Source organism: Nocardia sp. NPDC060259, assembly GCF_042728775.1.
Lineage (GTDB): Bacteria > Actinomycetota > Actinomycetes > Mycobacteriales > Mycobacteriaceae > Nocardia.
In genome coordinates, this window is the sequence record NZ_JBHXAY010000001.1 from 20,683 (window position 1) to 43,146 (window position 22,464).

The window sequence follows — 22,464 nt, forward strand, 5'->3', positions numbered from 1 at the left end:
GTGCACGTGCGAATCAGCGCACGGGCTGCAGAACGTTCAGGATCGGATCGTAAGCCCAGTTCAGCATCCGCTCGGCGTCTTCTTTCGCCGTGACGCTGCTGTGGGGTGAGCTGTGCAGCACCACACCGATCAGGGGAATTCCCGCCCGGACCGTCTCGAACAGCAGGCAGTGTCCCGCGGCGTCGGTGTTCCCTGTTTTGATGCCGAGGGTGCCGGGATATTCGAGCAGCAGCCGGTTCGTCGAATTCCAGAGGTGCTCGCGGTTACCCGCTCCGGCGGGAACGTGAAAGGTCCGCGAACCGACGATGTCGCGGAAGACCGGCAGGCCCATCGCCCGCACACCCAGCGCAACGAGGTCCACCGGTGTGGAATAGGTGGAGTTGTCGGTCGGGTTCGGCAAACCGCTGGGGTCGGTGAAATGTGTTCCCGCCAGGCCCATGACACCCGCGGTGTCGTTCATTCTGGCGATGAAGCCGTCCTGGCCGGGCCCGTAGGCCTCGGCAAGCGCGTAGGCGGCGTCGCAGCCGGAAGGCAGCATCAGCCCGTACAGGAGCTGCCGTGCGGTGAGAACCTCGCCCGGCGCCAGCCCCGCGGTGCTTCCGTTGTGCCTGCCGCAGTAGCCCACGACTTCCTGCGGCACGGTCACCGGCCGCTCGAGATCACCGGCGACGATCACGACCAGCGCCGTCATCACCTTCGTGATGCTGGCGATCGGGACCGGAGTGTGCGCCTCCCGTGACCACACCACCGTTCCGGTGATGCCGTCCGCCAGCGCCGCCCCCGCCGCCTGCACTCCCTCCGGTCCGCGAACAGGCCAGGGCAGCAGCTGCCCCTGGTCGGCACTTCCCGTGGGCACAGCGGCCGCGACACCGGGCCCTGCCACGACAACCAGAACCCCGGCGATAACCGCGTGCAACATCCCGGCAAATGTCCGCATGGCGACATTCTGGCGTACGACTCGACCGATAAGTGGGATTTCACCGCCGCTGTTTCGCTCCACGTTTCCGTCAGGACCCGGGCGACGGATCATTCCCGGATGTGGCGTTCATTCGGTGCCACTCAGGATCGCTCGCAAGCGCTCGGTGTCGGCCGGGGTCCAGCCGGCCGGTGCCAGGATCGCGGCCCAGGCGTCGGCGATGTCGGCGTGGAAGGTGTGGCCGTGTCCGTCGGGCACATCGGTCGAGACGGCCATATCCGCCGACACCTGCAGGAACGTCACCACCGGGATCCAGCGCGTACTCGGCAGGACGTCGTGACCGCGTTCCTCCCTGAGCCAATCGGGTTTCTGGAACAGCAGTTGCGGTGTCCACCAGGTGATCGGGTCGGACGCGTGCTGGAGGTAGACCACTTTGGGTGATCCCCACGCGGTGTCGGGGCGGGCGAGATCCGGTGCGTCGGCGATGAATCGGACGGTGTGCCCGTCGCGGTAGATCGGCAGCCATTGCGGTGAGCCAGGGTCGCGGCGCGCGGTGGCGTCGCGCCACACGGGGTTGGTCGCGGTGGGACCGACGAACAAGACGCCGTCGATGCGGGCGGCCATGTCCTGGATACCGGCGAACGCGGCCTCGCCGCCGAAGGAGCCGAGGCTCTCACCGAAGACGACCAGCTTCGGCCGCCGATCCGCGGGCAGGGTGTCCCACTCGGCGTGTACCGCCTCGAACAAAGCCTGACCGGCCTGCCTGGCCCGTTCCTGGTCGACGACGAACGACAGCCAACTCGGCAGGTAGGAGTACTGCATGCTCACCAGTGCGCTGTCACCGTTGGCCAGATACTCCAGTGCCGACGCGGTCGACTCGTTGATCCAGCCGGTGCCGGTCGTGGTCGCCACACCGAGTACGGCGCGGTCGAACCCGCCGGCTCGCCGCAACTCGGCCACCGCGAGATCCGCTTCGGCCCTGATGTTCTCGGCGGAATCGAGTCCGGTGTAGACGCGGATCGGTTCCCGCGCGGGTTTGCCGCTGAAGACCGTCAGGTCGCGTGCGGTGGGTCCGTTGGCGACGAAGATCCGGCCCTGCCGACCGAGCGAGTCCCAGCTCACCAGCGATCCGGGACCGCCGGAGCGCTCCGGAACGACGGGTTCTTCGGTATCCGGGGAATCCTCTTGATTGACGGCCTTGAACGTCTCGTTGAGCACCGACATCGCCACATCGGCCACGACGCCGTTGATCGCCGCGACAGCCACCACCGCCACGACAACACCGCCCAGCACAGCGGCGACGCGAGTGGGCAGCACACGCCCCAGTAGCCCACCGACCCAGCGCGACAGCGCCCAGCACAATCGCGACACCGCGAGCAACACCGCGAACACCACGGCGCTGATCGCCACGATGATCGGGTAGGCATACCAGGCAAGGCCGCTCACCCCCATGAGCGAACGCAGATCGCTCTGCCAATCGGCGTACCAGACCAGGACGGTCACCGTGCCGAGTATCGCGACGATTCCCAATCCCCACCGGACAACCGTGGGCGTCGGCCCCGGCTCTCGCTGCACCATCCACCGCATCAGCGCGGCGACCGCGAGGCCGAGTGCGTAGCCGAAGGCCGCCGCCGCGCCGGTGACGACGCCCTGGAACAGTGGCCCCCTCGGCAGCAGTGACGGCGTGAGCGACAGCCACACCAGTACCAGCGCGCCGATCGCCCCGCCCAGGTGGAAACCCCTGCGCCGGACCGCAGGTGCCGTGTCGCCGCCCTCTGGATCGAGCCCGCGCGTGGAATTCATTTGTTCCCCTGTGACTCGAAAGCGTGATCGCATTACGTGCCGAGGAAGATTCGCACCCATCCCGGGTGATCGACGACGTCGACGTCGAACACCTGCACGGTGACGTCAATGGGGCGCCCGGTCATCGGGTCGCGGAGTCGAATCGGCGACAACCCTGTCGAAAACGTCACCTCACCTTCGCGCCACAGCCCGCAGAACTCCGGGTACATCCCGAGCTCGCCGAGCAGGCGCCCGGGCCATCCGGCCTGACCGACGGCACCGATTCGCCCGCGCAGTCCGCTCACCGACCTCCGCGCGACGTCGTCCCAGTTCACGACAACCTGCCGTGCCAGCTGGTCACCGAACAACCAGTGCAGCCCGTTGCCGCCCTCGCGCAATCCCGGCAGCATCGTGCGTGCGGCCGTGTTGAGCGCCAGGATATTGCCGCGGGAGTCGAAGTATCCCGCCATCCCGCCACGGTGCGCGTCGAGACTGCGGAGCGCATCGTCGCCGATGGCCGCGCGCAGCTGGCCGATCGAGGGAATCACCGCGATCGGTATCCCCGCCAGGTCGAACAGATGCCTGCGCTCGGTCACCCGCAGCGTCCGGGCCCGATCCAGGCAGTCCGCCAAGGCCTCGACGACCGCACGCGCCGGATGATCCCGGTCGCCCCACTCCAGGTGAGTCACGTAGCTGGCGCTGACTCCCGCCGACATCGCCAACCGCTCGCGCGACATCCGGCGATCATCGCGCAACCAGCGCAGGAAACTGCCGAATGTCGGCGGCGCCAACCGCACCGCCTCGCCGGATCTGGTCAGCTGCTTCACCGCACTCACTTCCGTCAGAGCCTTGCCCGAACCCCTGCACGATAGCGATCGCAGCACGCCGCAAGCAGGGAAACACGCAGCTATGTGCGGTGCGCCTATCGTTGGGCAGGTGAGCGACCGCATGCGACACGAGGACACCAAACAAGCCATGCTACGTGTTCTGGTCGACAGTATTCTCCGCGGAGCGGGTGCGACATCTCCGGATCAACGACAGCGCGCTTTCGACAACATTGATGTCGCCCCGCCTTTACACACGGTGGTCGACAAGGTCGCCACGAAACCCGTCGCGATCACCGATGCGGACTTCGCCGCGGCGCGGGAATCGGGATTCAGCGAGGACCAGCTCTTCGAACTGGTGATAGCAGCAGCGGTCGGGCAGTCCGCGCGTCTGTATGCTGCCGGACTCACCGCCCTCGCCGCAGCAATTCCAGAGGAGGACGATTCATAATGCGCCTCCAGATTCTCGACCGCGGGTACCGTCCCGGGACCAGATTGCTGTTCGCGCTCGTCCGCTTATTCTCCGGCTATCCGCCACCGGACGCCGCAAAATTCCTGTTCTACCGACCCGAATTCTATGGGGCGCAGGCGAAGAGGTTCACTCACGAAGCGATGCGCGGGCCTTCCGAGTGGACGATCGCCGACCGAGAGCTGATGGCGGCATTCGTCTCGACGGTCAACGGGTCCGCATTCTGTGTCGGCGCACATACCGCGACGGCCACGCTGGCCTACCAGGACGCCGCGAAAGTTCAAGCGGTGCTGGATGATCTGGAATCGGCCCCGATCGACGACATGTTGCGTACCACGCTGCGCATGCTCGGCACGCTGACCAGGGAAGGGACAGTGACCACCGAAGACATGCGGCAGGTGCTGGCCGCCGGTGTTTCGCACCAGCAGGTCAGGGACGCCCTCGCCGTCTGTGCCGCGTTCAACACGACCAACCGGCTCGCCGACGCCTTCGGATTCGAGCAGCTCAGCCCCGCGGGGTTCGAGGCGGGGGCCGCGTACCTGATCAAACGGGGCTATCGGTAGGAACCTTCGTCGCGGTGATCTGGGTCAGCAGGCATCGCCATCGGCCGTCGTCGTGGATGAAGGCGTCGGTGGTCCATTCGTCGGCGTCGAACCGGGTACCCCGGTAGTGGGCGGTGTTGACGACGCGGGTCGTCAGCAGCGCGACCCGGTCGTAGTAGCGGATTCGCGCGTCGCCGACGCGTGCCATCGCCGAGTGTGTGAGGTCGCCCGACCGGACGAATGCCAGGAACTGTGCCGCGGTGGTGACGCCGTTCTCGGACACCATCACCCACTCGTCGGTCATGAACGAGCCGATGCGGTCCGCGTCGTTGGCGACGATCGCGGCTTGCCACTCGTCGAGCACGGCGAGGAGTTGATCGTCGACCGATCGTCCGGTGGGGGAATGTGTCGCTGTCATGATCCGACGGTAGGCCGGGCATCCCCCGCTGGTCTTGGATGAATGGAACGATCGCCGGGCGGCTACCCGAGGACTGCGGTCAGGTCGAGGTGGGCCTGGTAACTCCCGGAAACGCCGCTGATCACGCCCCTGTCCGACTCTTCCGACCGAAAAGGACCCACAGTACGATCAATCTTGTGACCCAGGTCTCACCTCACGGTGCAGAGCCGCACGTCGCCGAGCAAAGGAGCTCACATGTCGGATGAACCTGGCCACCAGCCTCCCGGATCGCCGCAAGGGCCCCACCGGCCCCTATGCCAGCGCGTCCTGCAGCGGCGACGCGGGCCAATGACAACCAGCCGACTACTCTGATCCGCCCCGCAGCATCGCCGGACGATGAATCCGTTGCACGAGTTCCGCATGCTGCGAGGAAAGGCCGAGGCCATGACGACAAAGACTTGCGATGTGTGCATTGTGGGGGCGGGAATCACCGGGCTGAATGCCTTGTGGGTCGCCAGCCGGTATCTCGCACGTCATCAGAAGGTCGTCCTGGTCGACAGCAGAAAACAGGTCGGGGGGATGTGGGCCGACACCTACCCATACGTGCGATTGCACCAGCCGCACGGCTTGTTCACCGCCGGAAATATCGCATGGACCCTCGGTCGGGAACGCTCGTACCTGGCGACGAAACCCGAGGTGCTCGATCACCTCGAATATTGCCTCGACACGATCAAACAGCGGGTCCAGGTCGACGAGCTCTTCGGATGGACCATGGTCTCGCACGACGAGACCGCGGGCATCGTCCGGATCACCTGCGAGTCCGCGGACGGCGCGACTGTGGTGGTCGAGGCCAAGCGCCTGATCAAAGCCTATGGGTTCCGCATCGCACCGAATGCGCCGTTCGATGTCTCCAGCACGCGGGTGCGGTCGATATCGCCCGACTTCTGCGATCTCCACGGCGACGACATACGAGGCAGTGCTGCCCCGGTATGGATTATCGGTGGCGGCAAGACTGCCATGGACACCGCGCTCGAACTCATCACGGAGTACCCCGGCCGCGAGGTGAATCTCGTAGCCGGGGTGGGGACGTTCTTCCAGAGCCGCGAGCGGTTGTTCCCTTCTGGTGCCCGAAGGTGGTGGGCTGGTGAACTTTCCAGCAGTCTCATCCGAGAGACCAGCCGCCGTTTCGACGGAACCAACGAGGCCGACGTGTGGGACTGGCATCGCACGACATACGGCACCTGGGTGACCCCGGAGACGGGCAGCTTCCTGCTGGGAATCCTTTCGGAAGCAGAGAATTCGACGATCGCCTCGGGATTGCGCCGGGTGGTGATGGATTACCTCGTGGATGCCGTCGACGACCACGAGGCGACCCGGCTGGTCTTTCGCAGCGGTGTGACGACGACCATCCCGCCGGGCAGCTGGATAGTGAACTGCACTGGTTACGTCATGCGGCGCGATCACCCCTACGAGCCCTACGTCTCCAGCAGCGGAGCGGTCCTGTCGATTCAGCCCCGGTCTGCCACCTTGTACTTGACCTCGATGATCGGCTATTTCCTGACCAACCTGATGTTCCTGGACCGGATCAGCGACACCCCACTCTACGAACTCGACGTGCCGGAACTGCTGAGCAAGTCCAGAACCGTTGTCCCGTATACGCTGTTCGCGCTCACGCTGTACAACGCCGGCATCATCTACGACAACGTTCCGCTCACGGTATTTCGCGATTTCGGACTCGACTTCGATCGCTGGTATCCCTTGCCACGCCGCATGACGGCCATGACGCGGTTCGCGCTCACGCACCGTCGCGACCGCGAACACCTGCGTCGCACCCTGGACACCGTGCGCGACCGGTTCGATGTCCGCTGCGGCCCCCTGGCACAGGATCCTCGGCACGGCGCCACGCCCGAGGTGGCGGACCGAGGAACCGGCAGCACCGTGTAAAACTGGACATATGCCGCATACCAGTCCCGTTACCGCTTGGAAGACACTCCGCGATGGAAACGATCGCTTTGTCGAAGGCAGGCTGCAGCATCCCAATCAGGGCGCAGCCGACCGTGCCGAACTGACCGCTGGGCAGCATCCGTCGGCGATCCTGTTCGGTTGTGGTGACTCCCGGGTCGCCGCCGAGATCATCTTCGACCGCGGCCTCGGCGACATGTTCGTCGTCCGCACCGCCGGTCACGTCGTCGATGGTTCGGTGCTCGGATCGATCGAGTACGGCGTCGACGTGCTGGGCGTGCCGCTGATCGTTGTCCTCGGACACGACAGCTGCGGCGCCGTCCGCGCGACGATCGACGCCCTGGATTCCGGCGCCGTGCCCGGCGGGTTCATCCGCAGCATCGTGGAGCGGGTCACCCCCTCGATCCTGCTCGGCCGCCGCGAGGGACTCAGCACCGTCGACGAGCTCGAGGCCCGGCACGTGGAGGAGACGGCGCTGCTGCTCACCCAGCGGTCGAGCAGCATCGCCGCGAAGATCGAAGCAGGCGAACTCGCCATCGCGTGCGTCACCTACAACCTGTCCGACGGCCGCGCCCAGCTGAACCGCGTCATCGGCAACATCGGCGAACTCGAGTAGCCGGTTCACCGCCGCGAGGCAACGACCCTCGCGGCGGTGATATCCGGACCGCTCAGGCGCGGGTCAGCGCGCCCCCGTACTCCGACCGCGCGAATCTGCCCGCGGTCTGGAACCGGGCCAGTACCTCGCCCGCGGGTAGCCCGGTGACCTCCTCGATGTAGGCGCCCGCCTGCTCGACGGTCTCGATGCCGAGGAACGGCTGCGGATGATGCAGCAGTCCCACCAGCGCGCTCGCGAACCGCGGCTCCGCCGCCGCGGCGGCGAAGAACTGCCCGCCGATGTCGGCGAACGCCGGATCGCTGAGGAACAGCCTGGTCACCTTCGCGGCGGCATCGCTGCGCGCGGCGAGGAATTCGGCGTAGCGCGCGGCGATCCAGGTCTCGTCGAAGGCGCCCTCGTGCACCGCGGCCGCGGCGACCAGCCGCTGCGCCTGGACCAGCCCGCTCTGCGCGCCCTGCCCCGCGATCGGGTCGTAGGCGACGGAGGTGTCGCCCAGCGAAGCCACCGGATGACCGCTCGCGGTGGTGCCGACGCCCGCACGCACCACCGGCCGGACAGCGCCCTTCAGCCACGAGTGCGGGTCGTCCTCGATCACCTGGGTGGCCAGGACTTCCGGCAGATCCCAGTCGATGTAGTCGCGGTACAGCTCGGTGACGATACGGTGCGCCGAGGCCGCCGAATCGGCTGCGCCGAAGCGGCGTTCCCAGTCGCTGCCCGGCCGGGCCCAGCCGAGGAAAGCCCAGCTCGGCCCGGCGTCCTTGTGCAGGTAGGGACCCCACCAGCCCTCGCCCTGATCGGCGAAGATGGAGAATCCGCTGTGCGCGCCGCCCGCCGGACTGCGGTGGGCGAACACACTCGGGTCGTGGCCCAGCCCCGTCACCGTGACGGTGAGCAGCGAGCGTTGCGGCGCGTCGTAGACGGTGCGTGCGGTGTCGATCGGGAACAGGTCGGACAGACCACCGCGACCGGTCGCGACGAGGGTCAGATCATGCTGGGCGGCAATGCCGTCGAGGGTTTCCGGGGTGACCTGCTCGACGACGAAGCGGCCACCGCGCTCGCGGAAGGTGGTGAGCCGCTCGTCGGCCTTGAGTCTGGTGTCGACCGCGACGCCGACGTAGCCGTCGAACACGCCGTCGAAGGCGATCAGTTCGTTGCGGTCGGGGTCGGCGATGCGGACGCTGAGCCCGGTGTGGCGGGGTGCCCTGGCGGTGTAGGGGTCGAGGCCGAGAGCCAGCTCGGCCTGTTGTGCCACACCGAATTCCAGGGCGGTGCCGGTGGCGGGGACGTCGTTGCGCAGGGCAGGCTGGTCGCGGTCGCTGTAGAGCGTGACCTCGAAGCCGGCGTCGAGCAGACCTAGCGCCGCGGTGACGCCGGTCTGTCCGGCGCCGACGATCGCGGCCGAACGTGGGGAACGTGAAGCGGTATTGTGCGATGTCATATCGGAATGATGCTCGATTCCGCGCCGCCGCAGCAGGATTGTGATCAGCGGGAATCGATGGCCGCGACCGGGCCCGGCCGGGACTCCGATTCCGGCAGGGCGGTCGAATTCCGGCCGCCCACGCGGTAACTCGCCCCGCGATGGCCGTCGGGGAGCCGGTCCCCCGCCCCGAACAGCGCGTGCCGCAGCGTGCCCGGCTCGTACTCGGTGGCGTAGACACCGCGCGCGGTCAGCACCGGAACCACGTGCCGCACAATATCGTCGAACGTGCCGGGGGTGATCGCGTAGGCCAGGTTGAACCCGTCCAGGTCGGTCTCGTCCACCCATTCCTGGAGCTGGTCGGCGACGGTCTCCCCCGACCCGACGAACACCGGGCCCATGCCGCCGATACCTGCCCAGCGGCCGATGTCGCGCACGGTCCATTCGCGACCGTCGTCGTCGAATTCCTGGAACGCGGCCACCGCCGACTGGATGGCGTTGCTGTGCACCTCGCCGATGGGGTCGTCGAGGTCGTAGCGCGACAGGTCGATGCCCATCCAGCCGGACATGAACACCAGCCCGCCCTCCACGCTCGCGTAGGACAGGTACTCCGCGTGTTTGGCGCGCGCGGCCTCGTCGGTGGCATCGGTGACGATGGTGGCCAGCGCGTAGATCCTGGCCGAATAGCGGTCACGGCCCGCTTCCTCGAGCGCCGCCCTGATCCGCGAAACGGTCTGGGTGAGCACGCGTTTCGACGGCGCGGCCACGAAGATGGCCTCGGCGTTCTCGGCGGCGAAGCGGACACCGCGCGGGGAGGCGCCCGCCTGGTAGATCACCGGGGTGCGCTGTGGCGACGGTTCGGACAGGTGGATGCCGGGCACGGTGAAATGCCGACCGCGATGGCCGATGTGGTGCACCTTCGCCGGATCGACGTAGACGCCGCGCTCGGCGTCGCGCACCACGGCGTCGTCCTCCCACGAACCCTCCCACAGCTTGTAGAGCACTTCGAGGTATTCGTCGGCCTGGTCGTAGCGGTCGTCGTGGTCGAGCTGGTCGTCGGCGCCGAGATTGCGGGCGGCCGAGGGCAGGTAGCCGGTCACCACGTTCCACCCGATCCGGCCGTCGGTGAGGTGGTCGAGGGTGGACAGGCGCCGGGCGAACGGGAACGGATGCTCGAAGCCGGTTCCGGTGGTGATCCCGAAGCCGAGGTGCTCGGTGACCGCGGCCATCGCCGTCACCAGCAGCAGCGGATCGGCAACCGGTACCTGGGCACCGTGACGCAGCGCGGCGATGTCGTTGCCGCCGTAGGCGTCGTAGATGCCGAGGACGTCGGCGATGAAGATGCCGTCGAAGCGTCCGCGTTCGAGCAACTGTGCCAGCTCGGTCCAGTAGCTGAGCTCCTTGTAGCGGTGCGACTGGTCGTCGGGGTGGCGCCACAGCCCGGGCGACTGGTGGGCCACACAGTTCATGTCGAAGGCGTTGAACCGGATCCGGCGGGTCATCGCGCCTGCTCTCCGGCCGGAGCCCGTTCGCCCGCACTCCAGCCGAAGGGAAGGTCGGTGCCGTTGAGCAGGTGATCGCCCACCGCCCTTGCCTTCTGGATGGCGGGATTGTGCACGGAGATGGTGCGCGCGTTGCGCCAGTGCCGGTCCAGGCGCAGGCCTTCGGACACGATGGACGCGCCGCCCACTTCGAACAGCAGGCTCGTCGCGGGCAGCACGGTGTCGATCACCGCGAGCTGGGCTTGCGCGGCCGCGAGTTCCACCGCGGTGAGCGCGGTGTCGTCCTTCGCTCCGGCGCCGAGCACCTCGTCGAGGAGATCGGCCACCGCGAGCACGTTCGCGCGGGCGGAGAACGCGGCCGCCGACAGTTTGCCGATCACCTGCTGCACGAGCGGATCGTGGCGGGGCAGGTCGGCGGCGGAGTGGGTATAGCCGCGCGTGCGTCGCGAGACCCAGTCCCGCACATCGCTTTCGGCGCGCTGGGCGATGCCCGCGAGCACCGCCAGCTGGACCAGCTGCAGATACGCGGTCGCGTAGGTGGGGCCGGGCACGCCGTAGCCGGGGCCGAGGATCTGCTCCTCGGTGACCCGCACGGCGGTGAATTCCGTGGTGCCGCTGGCGGTGAGCCGCTGCCCGAAGCCGTCCCAGTCGTCGTGCTGCCGCACGCCCTCGGCGCCGGCGCCGACCAGGACACCCACCCGCTCGCCGTCCCTGTCGGCGGCCACGAGGATGTGGTCGGCGTACAGGGAGCCGGTGCTGTAGAACTTGGTGCCGTCGAGCCGCCAGTGCTCGCCGGCGCGGGTGAGCCGGGTGCGGTACCGGTCGACCGCGCCGACACCAGGTTCGGTGATGGCATTGCCCACCAGGGTGCCCTCGGTCACCGCCCGCAGCCACTGTTCCCGCGCCGGGCCCGGTTCGGCGAGCAGCTGGTCTTCGACGAAGGAGAAGTGCACGCGCAGTGCCTGCGGCAGGTTCGATTCGGCGGCGGCGAGGTCGATGAGCAGCCCGAACAGCTGGCGCACCGTCGCACCGTAGCCGCCGAACTCCACCGGAACGCGCAGCGCGCCGAACCGGGCGGCGCGCAGGTCGGCGATTTCGCTGTAGGCGAGTTTCCGGTCGGTTTCGCGGGCGACGGCGCCGGAGGCGATGCGGTCGAAGATCGGGCGGAAGGCGTCATCCAGTTCGGAATCGGCCACGCGTTTCGTCTCGGTGGATGTCATGAACCCACGATGACGCCGTCGGCCTGCGCGTTCACTGGTTGCGCGCAGCGGGATCACAAAGGGTGCGGGGCGGGGGCGCTCTGCGACGATGTCCCCATGAGCACCGCCACCCGACCGGGTGTGATCACGACAAGCACGCTGGTTCTGCTGTCGGCCCTGTACTTCGCGCAGGGCCTGCCGTTCGGCTTCTTCACTCAGGCATTGCCGGTGGTGCTGCGCGAATCGGGGTATTCGCTGGTCGCGATCAGCGCCTCGGGTGTGCTGTTCCTGCCGTGGGCGCTGAAGTTCCTGTGGGCGCCCTACGTCGACCGCTACGGCACCCGGCGCACCTGGCTGCTGGTGCTGCAATTGTCCGCGGCCGCGGTCGCGATGGTCCTCGCCGTTCTCGATCTGTCGTCGTCGTTGCGCTGGCTGTTCGTCGGCATCGTGGTGGTGAACCTGCTCTCGGCGACGCAGGACGTGGCCACCGACGGTCTCGCCGTGCGCCTGCTTGGTCCGCGCCAGCGCGGGCTGGGCAACGGCATCCAGGTCGGCGCCTACCGCATCGGCATGATCGTCGGCGGTGGCGCCCTGCTGTGGATGTTCGCCGTGTCCGGGTGGCGAATGCTGTTCCTCGCCATGGCAGTACTGATCGTGCTGACCACGGTGCCGGTGTGGCTGCTGCGCGAACCGGTCGCCGACCGCCCGCCGCGCCCGCATCCGGCGCACCTGCTCGGCGCCTGGTGGATCCGGCTGCGCCGCCCCGGCATCCTCGTCTTCATCGCGCTGATCGGCGCGTTCAAGTTCGGCGATTCGATGGCGTCGGCGCTCACCGGACCGTTCCTGTCCGATGCCGGTCTCGATCTCGGCCAGATCGCGGTGATCAAGGGCGTCCTCTCCTCGGCGGGCGCACTGGCTGGCGCGGCCTTCGGCGGCTGGCTGGCCTACCGCTACGGCCGACGCAGTGCGCTGCTGATCGGCGGTGTCACCCAGACCGCGAGCATCGCGCTGTATCTGTTCGCCGCCCTCGGCCTCGGTGGTTTCGAACTCCTCGTCACCGCCAGCCTGGCCGAGCACGTCTTCGGCGGCGCGGCCACCGTCGCCGTGTTCGCCCTCATGATGGACGCCTCCGAGCCCGACCACGCGGGCAGCGACTACACCCTGCTCGCCTGCGCCATCGTCGTCGTCCAAGGTGTGGCGGGTATGGCGGCGGGCATCGTCGGCGAGCTGGCCGGCTATCCCGCCCTGTTCACCACCAGCCTCATCCTTTCCGGAATCGGCTGCGCCGCACTGATTCTCGGCCTGTCTCGGGGCCTGGGCCCCGACAGCCTGCGCCAGGCCCTCGGCGACGCCGAGGGAATCGGTCGGCGCACGACGCACCGGCAGGTGGATCTGCAAGACTGAGGAAGTGAGTGATTCCGATGCGGGCAGCTACGTCGAGGCCGGTGAGTTCCGCCGCGACACCAACTACATCACGACGCGGATCACCGCCGACGGCCGCGACGGCTACCCCGTCGAACCCGGCCGCTACCGGCTCGTCGCGGCCAGGGCCTGCCCGTGGGCCAACCGCACCCTGATCGTGCGCAGGTTGCTCGGGCTCGAACCGGTGCTGTCGCTCGGCCTGTGCGGGCCCACCCACGACAAGCTCAGCTGGACCTTCGATCTGGACCCGGGCGAGGTCGACCCGGTGCTGGGCATCCACCAACTGCGCGATGCCTACCTGGCCCGATTCCCGGACTATCCGCGCGGCATCACCGTGCCCGCGGTGGTCGACATCCCGACCGGACAGGTCGTCACCAACGACTACGCCCAAATCACCCTCGACTTCTCCACCGAATGGGCCGCCTACCATCGGCCCGGCGCACCGCGGCTGTATCCCGAACCGCTGCGCGCCCAGATCGACGAGATCAACGCCGAGGTCTTCCGCGAGGTCAACAACGGCGTCTACCGCTGCGGTTTCGCCGGCTCGCAGGACGCCTACGACGATGCCTACACCCGGCTCTTCGCCGCCCTCGACCGGCTCACCGAGCGGCTGAGCACCCAGCGCTACCTGGTCGGCGACACCATCACCGAGGCCGACGTGCGCCTGTTCACCACGCTGGCCCGCTTCGACCCCGTCTATCACGGCCATTTCAAGACCAATCGCAGCAAACTCAGCGAGATGCCGGTGCTGTGGGCCTACGCCCGCGACCTGTTCCAGACCCCCGGCTTCGGCGACACCATCGACTTCGGGCAGATCAAGGAGCACTACTACGTGGTGCACCGCGACATCAACCCGACCGGAGTCGTGCCCGCTGGACCGGATCTGTCGAACTGGCTGACCCCCCATCACCGCGAGGAACTCGGCGGACGACCCTTCGGCGACGGCACCCCGCCGTCTCCGCCCCTGCCCGCCGAGCGGGTACCCGCCCTCCTCTGAACCGCCCTCTTCGTCCCCGGTTCACTCGGCAGCCCCGGTGATGTTGCGGGCCATCCCGCCGAAGATGGCCGCGTGGAAGGGGCTGAGCGCTTTCCAGTAGAGGTGCCCGGCCAAGCCGTGTGGTTCGAACAGGGCGCGCTGCCGGTAGTGGGCGCCGCCGTCGGCGGACGGGGTGACCGACAGTTCGAGCCAGCCACGCCCTGGCACCCGCATCTCCGCGCGCAACCGCAGCAGCCGTCCACGCTCGAGGTGTTCGACGCGCCACCAGTCCAGCGCTTCGCCCACCCGCAGGCGGTGCGGGTCGCGCCTACCGCGGCGCAGGCCGACACCGCCGAGCAGCCGGTCGATCCACCCGCGCAGTGCCCAGGCCAGGGGAAAGGAGTACCACCCGTGTTCGCCGCCGACGGCTTCGAGGACCGCCCACAGGGTAGCCGGGTCGGCGGTCGTATCCCGTTCCCGCACATCGCTGTACAGCGATCCGCCGGACCAGTCCGGATCGGTGGGCAAGGGGTCCGACGGGGCGTCGGGCAGGCCGGCGTCCGACCATCGGGTGGGGACGTCCAGATCGCGAATGCGATGCAGCGCCAGCCGCACCGCGCCGGAATAGGAGGTGAGCCCGTCCGGTGGGTCCGGGATGTAGTCGGCGATGCGGTGGTCCGCGCACACGACATCGTTGATGAGCGATTCCATCAGTGGTACGGCGATGGCACGCGGTACCGGGGTGACCAGGTTGACCCATTGGGACGACAGCCACGGAGTCAGCACGGGGACGGGCACGATCACCCGGCGTGGCAGGTCCGCCTCGACGGCGTAACCGCGCATCATGCCCTCGTAGGTGAGTACGTCGGGGCCACCGATGTCGAAGGCGTCGTTCACCCGGCCGGGCAGGTCGGCCGCGCGCACCAGATAGTGCAGCACGTCTCGCACCGCGATGGGCTGGATCCGGCTGCGCACCCAGCGCGGCGTCACCATGACGGGCAGCCGCTCGGTCAGGTACCGCAACATCTCGAAACTGGCCGATCCGGAACCGATGATCACCGCCGCGCGCAACACCACGGCGGGGGTCGGCGCGCGGAGCAGGATCTCCCCTACCTCGGCACGCGAGGCGAGGTGTCGTGACAGCTTCTGGCCGGTGGGAGTGATACCGCCCAGATACACCAGCCTGGTCAGTCCCGCGCGGTCGGATTCGGTCGCGACCAGGCTCGCCGCCTCGCGATCCACGTTCTCGAAATCCGCTCGGGCCAGGGAGTGGACGAGATAGTAGAGCACTTGCTGACCGTCCAGCGCGGCGCGCACGTCCTCGACGCGGGTGACATCGCCGCGCACCACCTCCACCCGGTCGCGCCATACCGCCTCGGTGAGTTTGCCCGGGTCCCGGGCGAGGACCCGGACCGTGTGCCCGGCGTCGAGCAAGTCCGGAACGAGCCGGCCACCGAGGTATCCGGTGGCGCCGAACACGACACAGCGCATCCGAGATCACCCCTGTCCGATCCTGAGTCGTACCGAGATGTACCGAGATTCACCGGTGAAACCCGAAGCCCGCCATCGCGCGATGCTTCGTCCCTTCCCCCTTCTACTGTATACACGATTCCGGGCCATCATGAGGCGCCGAATTGTGGTCCATAATCGCTCGCGAAAACCGAAACCACCAGGTCAGGAGTAGCGGGGATGGTCTATGTGCTGGATGTCGGGGAGGTCGACCGGACGCAGGTCGCGATCGTCGGCGGCAAGGGCGCGAACCTCGGTGAACTGTCGCGCATCGACGGTGTCGAGGTACCGGACGGCTTCTGTGTGACGACGGAAGCCTTCGTACAGGCCATGGCGGGCGCGCCGTCGATCGGCGACAAGATCGAGAGGCTGTCGCGCCTCGAGGCGGACGACCGGGAAGCGATCCACGAGCTGAGCACGGAGATCCGGTGCGCGATCGAAGAGCTCGTCATTCCCGATGACGTGGCGGCCGAGATCATCAGCGCACACGCCCGGCTCGGTGCGGATGATGCATACGCTGTCCGATCCAGTGCGACGGCCGAGGATCTGCCTACCGCGTCCTTCGCCGGCCAACAGGACACCTCGCTCAATGTCGTGGGAGCGGCGGCGATCCTCGAGCACGTCAGCCGATGCTGGGGCTCGCTGTTCACCGAGCGGGCCGTCATCTACCGCCTGCGAAATGATCTCGGCCACAAACTGATTCGAATGTCGGTAGTCGTGCAGCGGATGGTGTTCCCGCACGCCGCGGGCATCCTGGTCACGGCCGACCCCGTCACCTCCGATCGCACGGTTGTTTCCATCGACGCGGGCTTCGGTCTCGGTGAGGCTCTCGTTTCCGGCCTCGTGAACGCCGATATCTACCGGGTCCGCCACGGCGACATCACCAGCGCAACGATCGCCACCAAGAAGCTCGCCGTCGAGCCGGTGCCGACGGGCGGGACGCAGGTGCGCGAGATCGCGCAGGAGCGCCGAAACGAGCCGGTGCTGTCCGATGCCGAGGTGCTCGAGCTCGCGCGGCTGGGCCGCCGCATCGAAGCACATTTCGGCAGCCCCCAGGACATCGAATGGTGCCTGGACGGCAAGGGCATTCACATCGTGCAGAGCAGGCCGATCACCACGTTGTTCCCGATTCCCGTGGCCGCCGACGACGAGAACCGCGTCTACGTGTCGGTCGGCCATCAGCAGATGATGACCGATGCGATGAAGCCGTTGGGAATCTCGTTGTGGCAGCTGACGAGCCGGGCACCCATGCGGACCGCGGGTGGACGGTTGTTCGTCGATGTCACCGCGTTGCTGTCGTCGCCGGCGAAGGGCGCGGGCTTGATCGAAGGGCTCGGCAAGTCCGATCCGCTGATCGGGGACGCACTGCAGACCGTGATCGATCGCGGTGACTTCGTTCGTCAGGTCCCGGACGAGGATTCCACCGCAGTTTCGGCCGGTGCCGCACCTGCGCCGATCGAGGCCGATCCCGACCTCGTCGCCGAGCTGATCGCGACCAGCGAGTCCTCCCTCGCGACCCTGAAACGCGACATCCGGACCCAGTCCGGACCGGCGCTGGTCGACTTCATCCTGACCGATATCCAGGAGCTGCGGCGGGTCCTGTTCACCCCGCGCGGTCTGCAGGTGATCACGGCCGCCATGGACGCCACGTGGTGGCTCAACGATCGGCTGCGGGAATGGCTGGGCGAGAAGAACGCGGCCGACGCGCTCACCCAGTCGGTTCCCGGGAACGTCACCTCGGAGATGGGCTTCGCACTGCTGGACGTCGCCGATGCGATCCGCCCGCATCCGGAGGTGGTCGCCTCTCTGCAGCAGGTCGAAAAGGAGGGGTCGACGGGGGGCGGCTTCCTGGACGACCTGGCCGAACACACAGGCGGTCCGCGGGCACGCGCCGCGATCGAGGACTTCCTCGACACCTACGGCATGCGCTGCGTCGGCGAGATCGACATCACCAGGCCACGCTGGAGCGAAAGCCCCACCACACTCGTGCCGACGATCCTCGGCAATATCAAGAACTTCGGGCCCGGCGCGGGCAGACAGCGCTTCGAGGACGGCCTGCGCGACGCCGAGCAGACGAAACAACAGCTCCTGCAACGACTCAGCGCCCTGCCGGACGGAGACCGGAAGGCCGCAGAGACCGAACGGATGATCGATCGCGTCCGCACGTTCTCCGGCTATCGGGAGTATCCGAAGTACAGCATGGTCAGCCGCTATTTCGTCTACAAGCAAGCCCTGCTCGGCGAGGCCGCGCGTCTCGTCGAGGCCGGAGTGCTCCGCGAGCCCGAGGACATCTTCTACCTGACATTCGACGAGCTCGGCGAGGTGACCCGCACCCACCGGGCGAGCCCGGAGCTCATCGACGAACGCAGGGACGCGTTCCGCGCGTTTCAGGCGCTCACCCCGCCGCGCGTACTCACCTCCGACGGTGAGACCTTGTCCGGGGCATACCGGCGCGCCGACCTGCCCACGGGCGCACTCCCCGGAATGGCAGTGTCCGCCGGGACCATCGAGGGTCGCGCCCGCGTCGTGCCAGATATCGCACAGGCCGACCTCGAACCAGGCGACATCCTGGTCACCGCCTACACCGATCCGAGCTGGACCCCGCTGTTCGTCGCGATCGCGGGCCTGGTGACCGAAGTCGGCGGCCTGATGACCCACGGTGCGGTGATCGCCCGCGAATACGGCCTGCCCGCCGTCGTCGGCGTGGAGCACGCCACCGAACTGATCCGTGACGGTCAGCGCATCCGGGTGAACGGCACGGACGGATACGTCGAGATCCTGCCCTACTCCGCCGCCCCGGGGGTCGGTACCGCAGGCTGATCCGAGTCTGGCTCCCCAGTCCGGTGTCCTGCCGTACCGCAGTCCGATGTGCTTGCGGGACACTGGTTTCTACCGTCGGAGCATGCGTCTACGAAGTTTCGTTCTCCCGGTCTGCACTGCGGTGATGTTCCTGACTGCCTGCACGACCAGCACGGCCGAGCCCGCTTCCGCGTCGTCGGTCACTGCCGCCCGCGCGGACGCGGTGCGCGCCGATCTCGACGCGCTGATCCGCTCCGGCGCTGTCGGGGCTCTGGCGACGCTCACCGACAACGGCGACAGCACCGTCGTGGCCGCCGGTCTCGCCGATATCGCCGCGCAGACCCCGATCCCGGCCGATCGTCCCGAACATGTCCGGGTCGGAAGCATCACCAAATCCTTCACCGCCGCGATCGCGCTGCAATTGGTGTCCGAACACCGGATCGACCTGGACCAGCCGATCGAGAGATATCTGCCTGGTCTGCTCGCCGGTGTGGGCGTGGACGGGAATGTCATCACCGTCCGCCAGGTCCTGGGTCATCGCAGCGGACTGCCCGACCCGACCCCGTCCCGGGAAACGAGCGAACACGCCGCGGCAGTGGACGGCCGCACCTTCACCCCCGCGCAGGAGATCGCGCTCGCGCTGCACTATCCCGCGCAATTCGCCCCCGGCACCCAGTTCAGCTACACCAACATCAATTACATCGTCGCCGGAATGCTGATCGAGGCGGTGACCGGGCGCAGTTATGTCGATGAGCTGCGCGATCGCATTCTCACTCCGCTGGGTCTGTCGGACACCTACCTGCCTGCCACCGGCGAAACCGGTCTGCGCGATCCGCATCTGACCGGGTACGCCACCGAAGACGGCACCGTCGCCGAGGCGACGCGCATGGAGCCGTCGCTGCCGTGGACATCGGGGGCGCTGGTCAGTACGGGCGCGGACCTGAACCGGTTCTATGCCGCGCTGCTGGCCGGGCAGGCGGTGCCGCTGACCCAGTTGCAGCAGATGCTCGACGGGTCCGACATGGGCAACGGAGACGGCATCTCCTACGGGCTCGGCATCGCGTACACGCAACTACCGTGTGGCGCGAAATTTGTGGGCCATGTCGGCGGCGTCCACGGCTTCTCCGCCCTCTCCGGTGCGGGCACGGCCGGGCGCGCGGTCACCATCTCCTACACCGGTACACCCACGACCGTGGATATCCACGCCATGCTCACCCACGCGCTGTGCGGGTGAGCATCCCCAGCCGGTGGCTGTCTGCCCAGCTCGGCGGTGGTCGAGCGGCGTTAGGATTGGAGAGGGGTGCGAGGAGAAAAAGGATGAGCACCACCAGTGTGATCGTGATCATCGTCGTCGCGGTAGTCGTTGTGCTCGTCGGCGCGTGGCTGTTGATGCGCAGGCAGCGTGAACACCACCGGGCCGAAGCAGCGAGCATCCGTGACCGGGCGGCGGAACAGGAAGTCGAAATCGGTCAGCGCGAGGCGCGGGCGGAGGAGATCGCCGCCAAGAGCCGCGCGGCCGAGGCCGAAGCCGACGCCAAAGCCGCGCAGGCCGAGCAGCTCGCCCAGCAGGCGAACGTGCATCGCAACGACGCGGCCGATTCGCGAGCCGACCTGGACAAGGAGTGGGAACGCGCCGACAAGGTCGACCCGGACACGAAGTCAGGCCAGTCGCCGGATTCAACCTGAACGCCGACGCACAAAGCCAGAGCGGGCGGGCGCAGGCACGTCCCCGGTGAGTTCGCGCCCTACTTCGGCACCAGCACTCCGGACAGATCCGCTTCCCGGATCGGCGTATCCGGATTCGCCTGGGCGCTGCACATGAGGTTGATGGCCGCGACCGCCAGATCGACGGTGTTCTGGTCGATCGGTGCGTCGTCGCCGCGCTCTTCTTCGAGGAACTTGGTCACCGTCGTGTGCTTTTTGGCCGAGTCCTGGGCGGTGTACTCACTACACCGGGTGTCACCACCCTTGTTGACCGCCTTCTCCACCTCGGCGCAGCCCGCAGACCCCCCGAGCACGGCGACAATCAACGCTGTCGTCACGACTGTTCTTCGCACAAGCATGGTCACTCTCGTCCCTGTAGTCGATCGAGCCGTAGTCGATCGAGCCCGCGAGGGCCCGTTACACCGGACATAACCACTCTGGCCGAAGGTAACCAGCGGGCTGGATCGCGGGATTGTCGCTTCAGGCGGCGTATGCCGCGAGGAAACCTTCGCCTGCCTCCCATATTTCGGCTTCGCGCTGCCGGTCATAGGATTCCGCGGATGACCGAGCCACCTGGCCGCGGTCGACGTACGACCCGGTGGGCGCCGCGATATCACCGAGCACGACGTCCGCGAGGTATCGCCCCGCGGCCCTGCGGCTGGTGGCCAACGGGGTCAGCGTCATGATCGGCAGGATGTGCCGCATCGCGAACCGGGAAGCGGGGTCAGCGTCGCGGGCAAGGTCGGTGCCGGGGACGAATCCCGGGTTGTACGCGACGACATCGATCCCGGCGGGCAGCCGACGGGCGTACTCGTGCACCAGATAGATCGCGGCGAGTTTGCTTGTCGAATACGCGGTACGCCCAGCGGCTGTGGTGTGCGGCTCCCGGAAGGCGCCGATGCGGGCCAGCGCATCCGGAGATTGCCAGGCCGGGCCTGGAACCATGCCCATGTTGTGCCGGAAATCGCCGAAGTGGGTGTCGCTCACGGTGATGACGATGCGACCAGGCGCGGTGCAGCGCTCCCCCAGCAGCCGGACGAAAAGGTGGTTGGCCAACACGTTGACTGTGAACGTCGCCTCGAGCCCTTCGGGGCCTGTGGTCTGCGCGTTCGTGTACTGAATACCTGCGTTGCCGACGAAGCCGCACAGCGGTGGAAGATCGCCGGCGGCGAGCCGATCGCAGATCTCGATCGCCGCGGTCCGGACGCTCGCGAGCGAACCGAGATCGGCCGAGACGGAGGACACCTCATGCCCGTCCGCGCGCAGCGCTGCCGACAACTCGGGTCCCGATGAACCTCGGGCGACGACAACGAGGTGCACATCGGGCGAACGTCGCAGGACGCGCTCGGCGGCGATCCGCCCGATGCCGCGACTCGCGCCGGTCATGACGATGGTGCGCATAAAACCTCCTCGACTGGATTACTACTCATGTCGTCATCGACATTCGCCGCCCGCGATCGGTCGAACCAGTGCCGTGCCCGACACCAGGACCGGCAGTACCCAGGCTCGTCGGGTGCCGAGCGGCGAGAATGGCTCCATGGTTTCCGCCCGTCCCGGATTCGGCGAGCTTCTGCGCACCTGGCGCGACCGTCTGTCACCGCTCGACGCGGGCTTCGCCGTCACCGGGAGCCGTCGCGCCCCGGGGCTGCGGCGCGAGGAGCTCGCCCAGTTGGCGTCGCTGTCGGTCGACTATCTGCTGCGTCTGGAGCAGGGTCGCGCGGTCAATCCCTCACCTCAGGTCGTCGCGGCGCTCGCCCGGGCTCTGCAACTGTCCCGCGCCGAGCGCGATCAGCTCTATCGCAGTGCGGGACAGCTACCGCCGCAGGACGGGACCATCAGCGACCACGTTCCCGCCGGCATCCAACGACTCACTACTCGCCTCGGTGACATCCCGATCGGCGTGTTCACCGCCGACTGGTCCCTCGTGTGGTGGAACAGCATGTGGACAGCTCTGCACGGCGATCCCGCCGTGATCCCGGCACCGGAACGAAATCTCGCGCTCGCGCTCTTCGGCCACGGCGCCGCGTGTGCGGCGATGCGGCCGATTCGTTCCGAGCGCGGAGACGAGGCGTTCGCGGCGTCGATCGTGGCGGACCTGAAAGACGCGCTGACCCGCTATCCCACCGACGCGCGCCTGAACCGGCTGGTCCAGGACCTGCGAGAAGGTTCGCCAGGCTTCGCTCACCTCTGGGCGACGGCGACCACAGCACAACACGTGACCGATCGGAAGACGATCATCCACCCCGAAGTCGGAGAACTTCTGCTCGACTGCGACGTGCTCCTGGTGCCGGGCGCCGACCTGTACATGGTGACCTACACCGCCGCCGCCACATCCCCCGACGCGGGCAAACTCGAACTGCTCCGTGTGACAGGCGGCCGAGCTGTGCATACCGGGCCCGTGGGCACAGCATGATGGTGGGATGGTCGA

The 22,464-nt window shown here is 67.8% G+C and carries 20 protein-coding genes; 10 read left to right on the top strand and 10 right to left on the bottom strand.

Going from position 1 to position 22,464, the window contains the following annotated elements:
• Nucleotides 1-13: 13 nt before the first annotated feature.
• From ACFWF2_RS00125 to ACFWF2_RS00135, 3 genes are all read right to left on the bottom strand, one after another.
• On the bottom strand, nucleotides 14-937 hold the full coding sequence (locus ACFWF2_RS00125) for a D-alanyl-D-alanine carboxypeptidase family protein (RefSeq protein WP_379302931.1): 924 nt from the start codon (nucleotides 935-937) through the stop codon (nucleotides 14-16).
• Nucleotides 938-1,045: 108 nt separating this feature from the next.
• A complete protein-coding gene (locus ACFWF2_RS00130) occupies nucleotides 1,046-2,719 on the bottom strand; it encodes an alpha/beta hydrolase (RefSeq protein ID WP_379302933.1) in 1,674 nt (557 codons plus the stop codon).
• Nucleotides 2,720-2,751: 32 nt separating this feature from the next.
• Entirely contained in the window at nucleotides 2,752-3,534 is a 783-nt protein-coding gene (locus ACFWF2_RS00135; protein ID WP_379302935.1) for a helix-turn-helix domain-containing protein, read from the bottom strand.
• Between the two features lie 100 nt (nucleotides 3,535-3,634).
• On the opposite strand from ACFWF2_RS00135, the gene ACFWF2_RS00140 reads away from it, so the two are divergent.
• Both ACFWF2_RS00140 and ACFWF2_RS00145 read left to right on the top strand, forming a co-directional pair.
• Nucleotides 3,635-3,973, top strand: a complete 339-nt coding sequence (locus tag ACFWF2_RS00140; protein WP_379302937.1) for a hypothetical protein — start codon at nucleotides 3,635-3,637, stop codon at nucleotides 3,971-3,973.
• On the top strand, nucleotides 3,973-4,554 hold the full coding sequence (locus ACFWF2_RS00145; protein WP_379302939.1) for a carboxymuconolactone decarboxylase family protein: 582 nt from the start codon (nucleotides 3,973-3,975) through the stop codon (nucleotides 4,552-4,554). Before ACFWF2_RS00140 ends, ACFWF2_RS00145 begins: the two co-directional genes overlap by 1 nt.
• On the opposite strand, the gene ACFWF2_RS00150 is transcribed toward ACFWF2_RS00145, so the two are convergent.
• Nucleotides 4,535-4,951: a nuclear transport factor 2 family protein gene (locus ACFWF2_RS00150; RefSeq protein WP_379302941.1), complete on the bottom strand. Its 417-nt coding sequence runs from the start codon at nucleotides 4,949-4,951 to the stop codon at nucleotides 4,535-4,537. The two genes, ACFWF2_RS00145 and ACFWF2_RS00150, sit on opposite strands and share 20 nt — an antisense overlap.
• Before the next feature lie 399 nt (nucleotides 4,952-5,350).
• On the opposite strand from ACFWF2_RS00150, the gene ACFWF2_RS00155 reads away from it, so the two are divergent.
• Together ACFWF2_RS00155 and ACFWF2_RS00160 are read left to right on the top strand one after the other, a co-directional pair.
• Nucleotides 5,351-6,874 carry an FAD-dependent oxidoreductase gene (locus ACFWF2_RS00155; RefSeq protein ID WP_379303303.1) on the top strand — a complete coding sequence of 508 codons (1,524 nt, stop codon included), beginning with the start codon at nucleotides 5,351-5,353 and terminating at the stop codon, nucleotides 6,872-6,874.
• A 10-nt stretch (nucleotides 6,875-6,884) separates the two neighbouring features.
• A complete protein-coding gene (locus ACFWF2_RS00160) occupies nucleotides 6,885-7,508 on the top strand; it encodes a carbonic anhydrase (protein ID WP_379302943.1) in 624 nt (207 codons plus the stop codon).
• Nucleotides 7,509-7,560: 52 nt separating this feature from the next.
• Here ACFWF2_RS00160 and ACFWF2_RS00165 read toward each other — a convergent pair whose 3' ends face one another.
• From ACFWF2_RS00165 to ACFWF2_RS00175, 3 genes are read right to left on the bottom strand one after another with little or no spacing between them, the layout of a single operon-like run.
• Complete coding sequence (locus ACFWF2_RS00165; protein WP_379302945.1) at nucleotides 7,561-8,946, bottom strand: styrene monooxygenase/indole monooxygenase family protein; 1,386 nt, start codon at nucleotides 8,944-8,946, stop codon at nucleotides 7,561-7,563.
• Nucleotides 8,947-8,990: 44 nt separating this feature from the next.
• Complete coding sequence (locus tag ACFWF2_RS00170) at nucleotides 8,991-10,427, bottom strand: LLM class flavin-dependent oxidoreductase (protein WP_379302947.1); 1,437 nt, start codon at nucleotides 10,425-10,427, stop codon at nucleotides 8,991-8,993.
• Entirely contained in the window at nucleotides 10,424-11,647 is a 1,224-nt protein-coding gene (locus ACFWF2_RS00175; RefSeq protein WP_379302949.1) for an acyl-CoA dehydrogenase family protein, read from the bottom strand. The genes ACFWF2_RS00170 and ACFWF2_RS00175 overlap by 4 nt, the downstream gene beginning before the upstream one ends.
• Before the next feature lie 96 nt (nucleotides 11,648-11,743).
• Between ACFWF2_RS00175 and ACFWF2_RS00180 the strand changes: the two genes are divergently transcribed.
• Together ACFWF2_RS00180 and ACFWF2_RS00185 are read left to right on the top strand one after the other, a co-directional pair.
• Nucleotides 11,744-13,030 carry an MFS transporter gene (locus ACFWF2_RS00180; RefSeq protein WP_379302951.1) on the top strand — a complete coding sequence of 429 codons (1,287 nt, stop codon included), beginning with the start codon at nucleotides 11,744-11,746 and terminating at the stop codon, nucleotides 13,028-13,030.
• Nucleotides 13,031-13,034: 4 nt separating this feature from the next.
• Nucleotides 13,035-14,045, top strand: a complete 1,011-nt coding sequence (locus ACFWF2_RS00185; protein ID WP_379302953.1) for a glutathione S-transferase family protein — start codon at nucleotides 13,035-13,037, stop codon at nucleotides 14,043-14,045.
• A 21-nt stretch (nucleotides 14,046-14,066) separates the two neighbouring features.
• On the opposite strand, the gene ACFWF2_RS00190 is transcribed toward ACFWF2_RS00185, so the two are convergent.
• Nucleotides 14,067-15,515: an SDR family oxidoreductase gene (locus ACFWF2_RS00190; protein ID WP_379302955.1), complete on the bottom strand. Its 1,449-nt coding sequence runs from the start codon at nucleotides 15,513-15,515 to the stop codon at nucleotides 14,067-14,069.
• Between the two features lie 198 nt (nucleotides 15,516-15,713).
• Here ACFWF2_RS00190 and rph point away from each other — a divergent pair, with 198 nt between their 5' ends.
• The 3 genes from rph (at nucleotide 15,714) to ACFWF2_RS00205 (ending at nucleotide 20,018) form a co-directional block, all read left to right on the top strand.
• The gene (gene rph, locus ACFWF2_RS00195) at nucleotides 15,714-18,353 is read left to right on the top strand and encodes a rifamycin-inactivating phosphotransferase (RefSeq protein ID WP_379302957.1); all 2,640 of its coding nucleotides are present in this window, start codon (nucleotides 15,714-15,716) and stop codon (nucleotides 18,351-18,353) included.
• A gap of 82 nt (nucleotides 18,354-18,435) precedes the next feature.
• Nucleotides 18,436-19,566 (top strand): serine hydrolase domain-containing protein, encoded by a 1,131-nt coding sequence (locus tag ACFWF2_RS00200; RefSeq protein ID WP_379302959.1) that lies wholly within the window; start codon nucleotides 18,436-18,438, stop codon nucleotides 19,564-19,566.
• A gap of 83 nt (nucleotides 19,567-19,649) precedes the next feature.
• The gene (locus ACFWF2_RS00205) at nucleotides 19,650-20,018 is read left to right on the top strand and encodes a hypothetical protein (RefSeq protein ID WP_379302961.1); all 369 of its coding nucleotides are present in this window, start codon (nucleotides 19,650-19,652) and stop codon (nucleotides 20,016-20,018) included.
• Nucleotides 20,019-20,077: 59 nt separating this feature from the next.
• Here the strand turns inward: ACFWF2_RS00205 and ACFWF2_RS00210 are convergent, their stop codons facing one another.
• Nucleotides 20,078-20,374, bottom strand: a complete 297-nt coding sequence (locus tag ACFWF2_RS00210) for a hypothetical protein (protein WP_379302963.1) — start codon at nucleotides 20,372-20,374, stop codon at nucleotides 20,078-20,080.
• Between the two features lie 142 nt (nucleotides 20,375-20,516).
• Nucleotides 20,517-21,437: an SDR family NAD(P)-dependent oxidoreductase gene (locus ACFWF2_RS00215; protein WP_379302965.1), complete on the bottom strand. Its 921-nt coding sequence runs from the start codon at nucleotides 21,435-21,437 to the stop codon at nucleotides 20,517-20,519.
• Nucleotides 21,438-21,573: 136 nt separating this feature from the next.
• On the opposite strand from ACFWF2_RS00215, the gene ACFWF2_RS00220 reads away from it, so the two are divergent.
• Nucleotides 21,574-22,449, top strand: coding sequence for a helix-turn-helix transcriptional regulator (locus ACFWF2_RS00220; RefSeq protein WP_379302967.1), 876 nt, complete (start codon nucleotides 21,574-21,576; stop codon nucleotides 22,447-22,449).
• The last annotated feature ends 15 nt before the right edge of the window (nucleotides 22,450-22,464 follow it).

Coding starts and splice junctions, on each gene's coding strand:
- ACFWF2_RS00125 (WP_379302931.1), bottom strand. CDS start 937: ATGCGGACATTTGCCGGGATGTTGCACGCGGTTATCGCCGGGGTTCTG.
- ACFWF2_RS00130 (WP_379302933.1), bottom strand. CDS start 2,719: ATGAATTCCACGCGCGGGCTCGATCCAGAGGGCGGCGACACGGCACCT.
- ACFWF2_RS00145 (WP_379302939.1), top strand. CDS start 3,973: ATGCGCCTCCAGATTCTCGACCGCGGGTACCGTCCCGGGACCAGATTG.
- ACFWF2_RS00150 (WP_379302941.1), bottom strand. CDS start 4,951: ATGACAGCGACACATTCCCCCACCGGACGATCGGTCGACGATCAACTC.
- ACFWF2_RS00155 (WP_379303303.1), top strand. CDS start 5,351: ATGCTGCGAGGAAAGGCCGAGGCCATGACGACAAAGACTTGCGATGTG.
- ACFWF2_RS00160 (WP_379302943.1), top strand. CDS start 6,885: ATGCCGCATACCAGTCCCGTTACCGCTTGGAAGACACTCCGCGATGGA.
- ACFWF2_RS00165 (WP_379302945.1), bottom strand. CDS start 8,946: ATGACATCGCACAATACCGCTTCACGTTCCCCACGTTCGGCCGCGATC.
- ACFWF2_RS00170 (WP_379302947.1), bottom strand. CDS start 10,427: ATGACCCGCCGGATCCGGTTCAACGCCTTCGACATGAACTGTGTGGCC.
- ACFWF2_RS00175 (WP_379302949.1), bottom strand. CDS start 11,647: ATGACATCCACCGAGACGAAACGCGTGGCCGATTCCGAACTGGATGAC.
- ACFWF2_RS00180 (WP_379302951.1), top strand. CDS start 11,744: ATGAGCACCGCCACCCGACCGGGTGTGATCACGACAAGCACGCTGGTT.
- ACFWF2_RS00190 (WP_379302955.1), bottom strand. CDS start 15,515: ATGCGCTGTGTCGTGTTCGGCGCCACCGGATACCTCGGTGGCCGGCTC.
- rph (WP_379302957.1), top strand. CDS start 15,714: ATGGTCTATGTGCTGGATGTCGGGGAGGTCGACCGGACGCAGGTCGCG.
- ACFWF2_RS00200 (WP_379302959.1), top strand. CDS start 18,436: ATGCGTCTACGAAGTTTCGTTCTCCCGGTCTGCACTGCGGTGATGTTC.
- ACFWF2_RS00205 (WP_379302961.1), top strand. CDS start 19,650: ATGAGCACCACCAGTGTGATCGTGATCATCGTCGTCGCGGTAGTCGTT.
- ACFWF2_RS00215 (WP_379302965.1), bottom strand. CDS start 21,437: ATGCGCACCATCGTCATGACCGGCGCGAGTCGCGGCATCGGGCGGATC.
- ACFWF2_RS00220 (WP_379302967.1), top strand. CDS start 21,574: ATGGTTTCCGCCCGTCCCGGATTCGGCGAGCTTCTGCGCACCTGGCGC.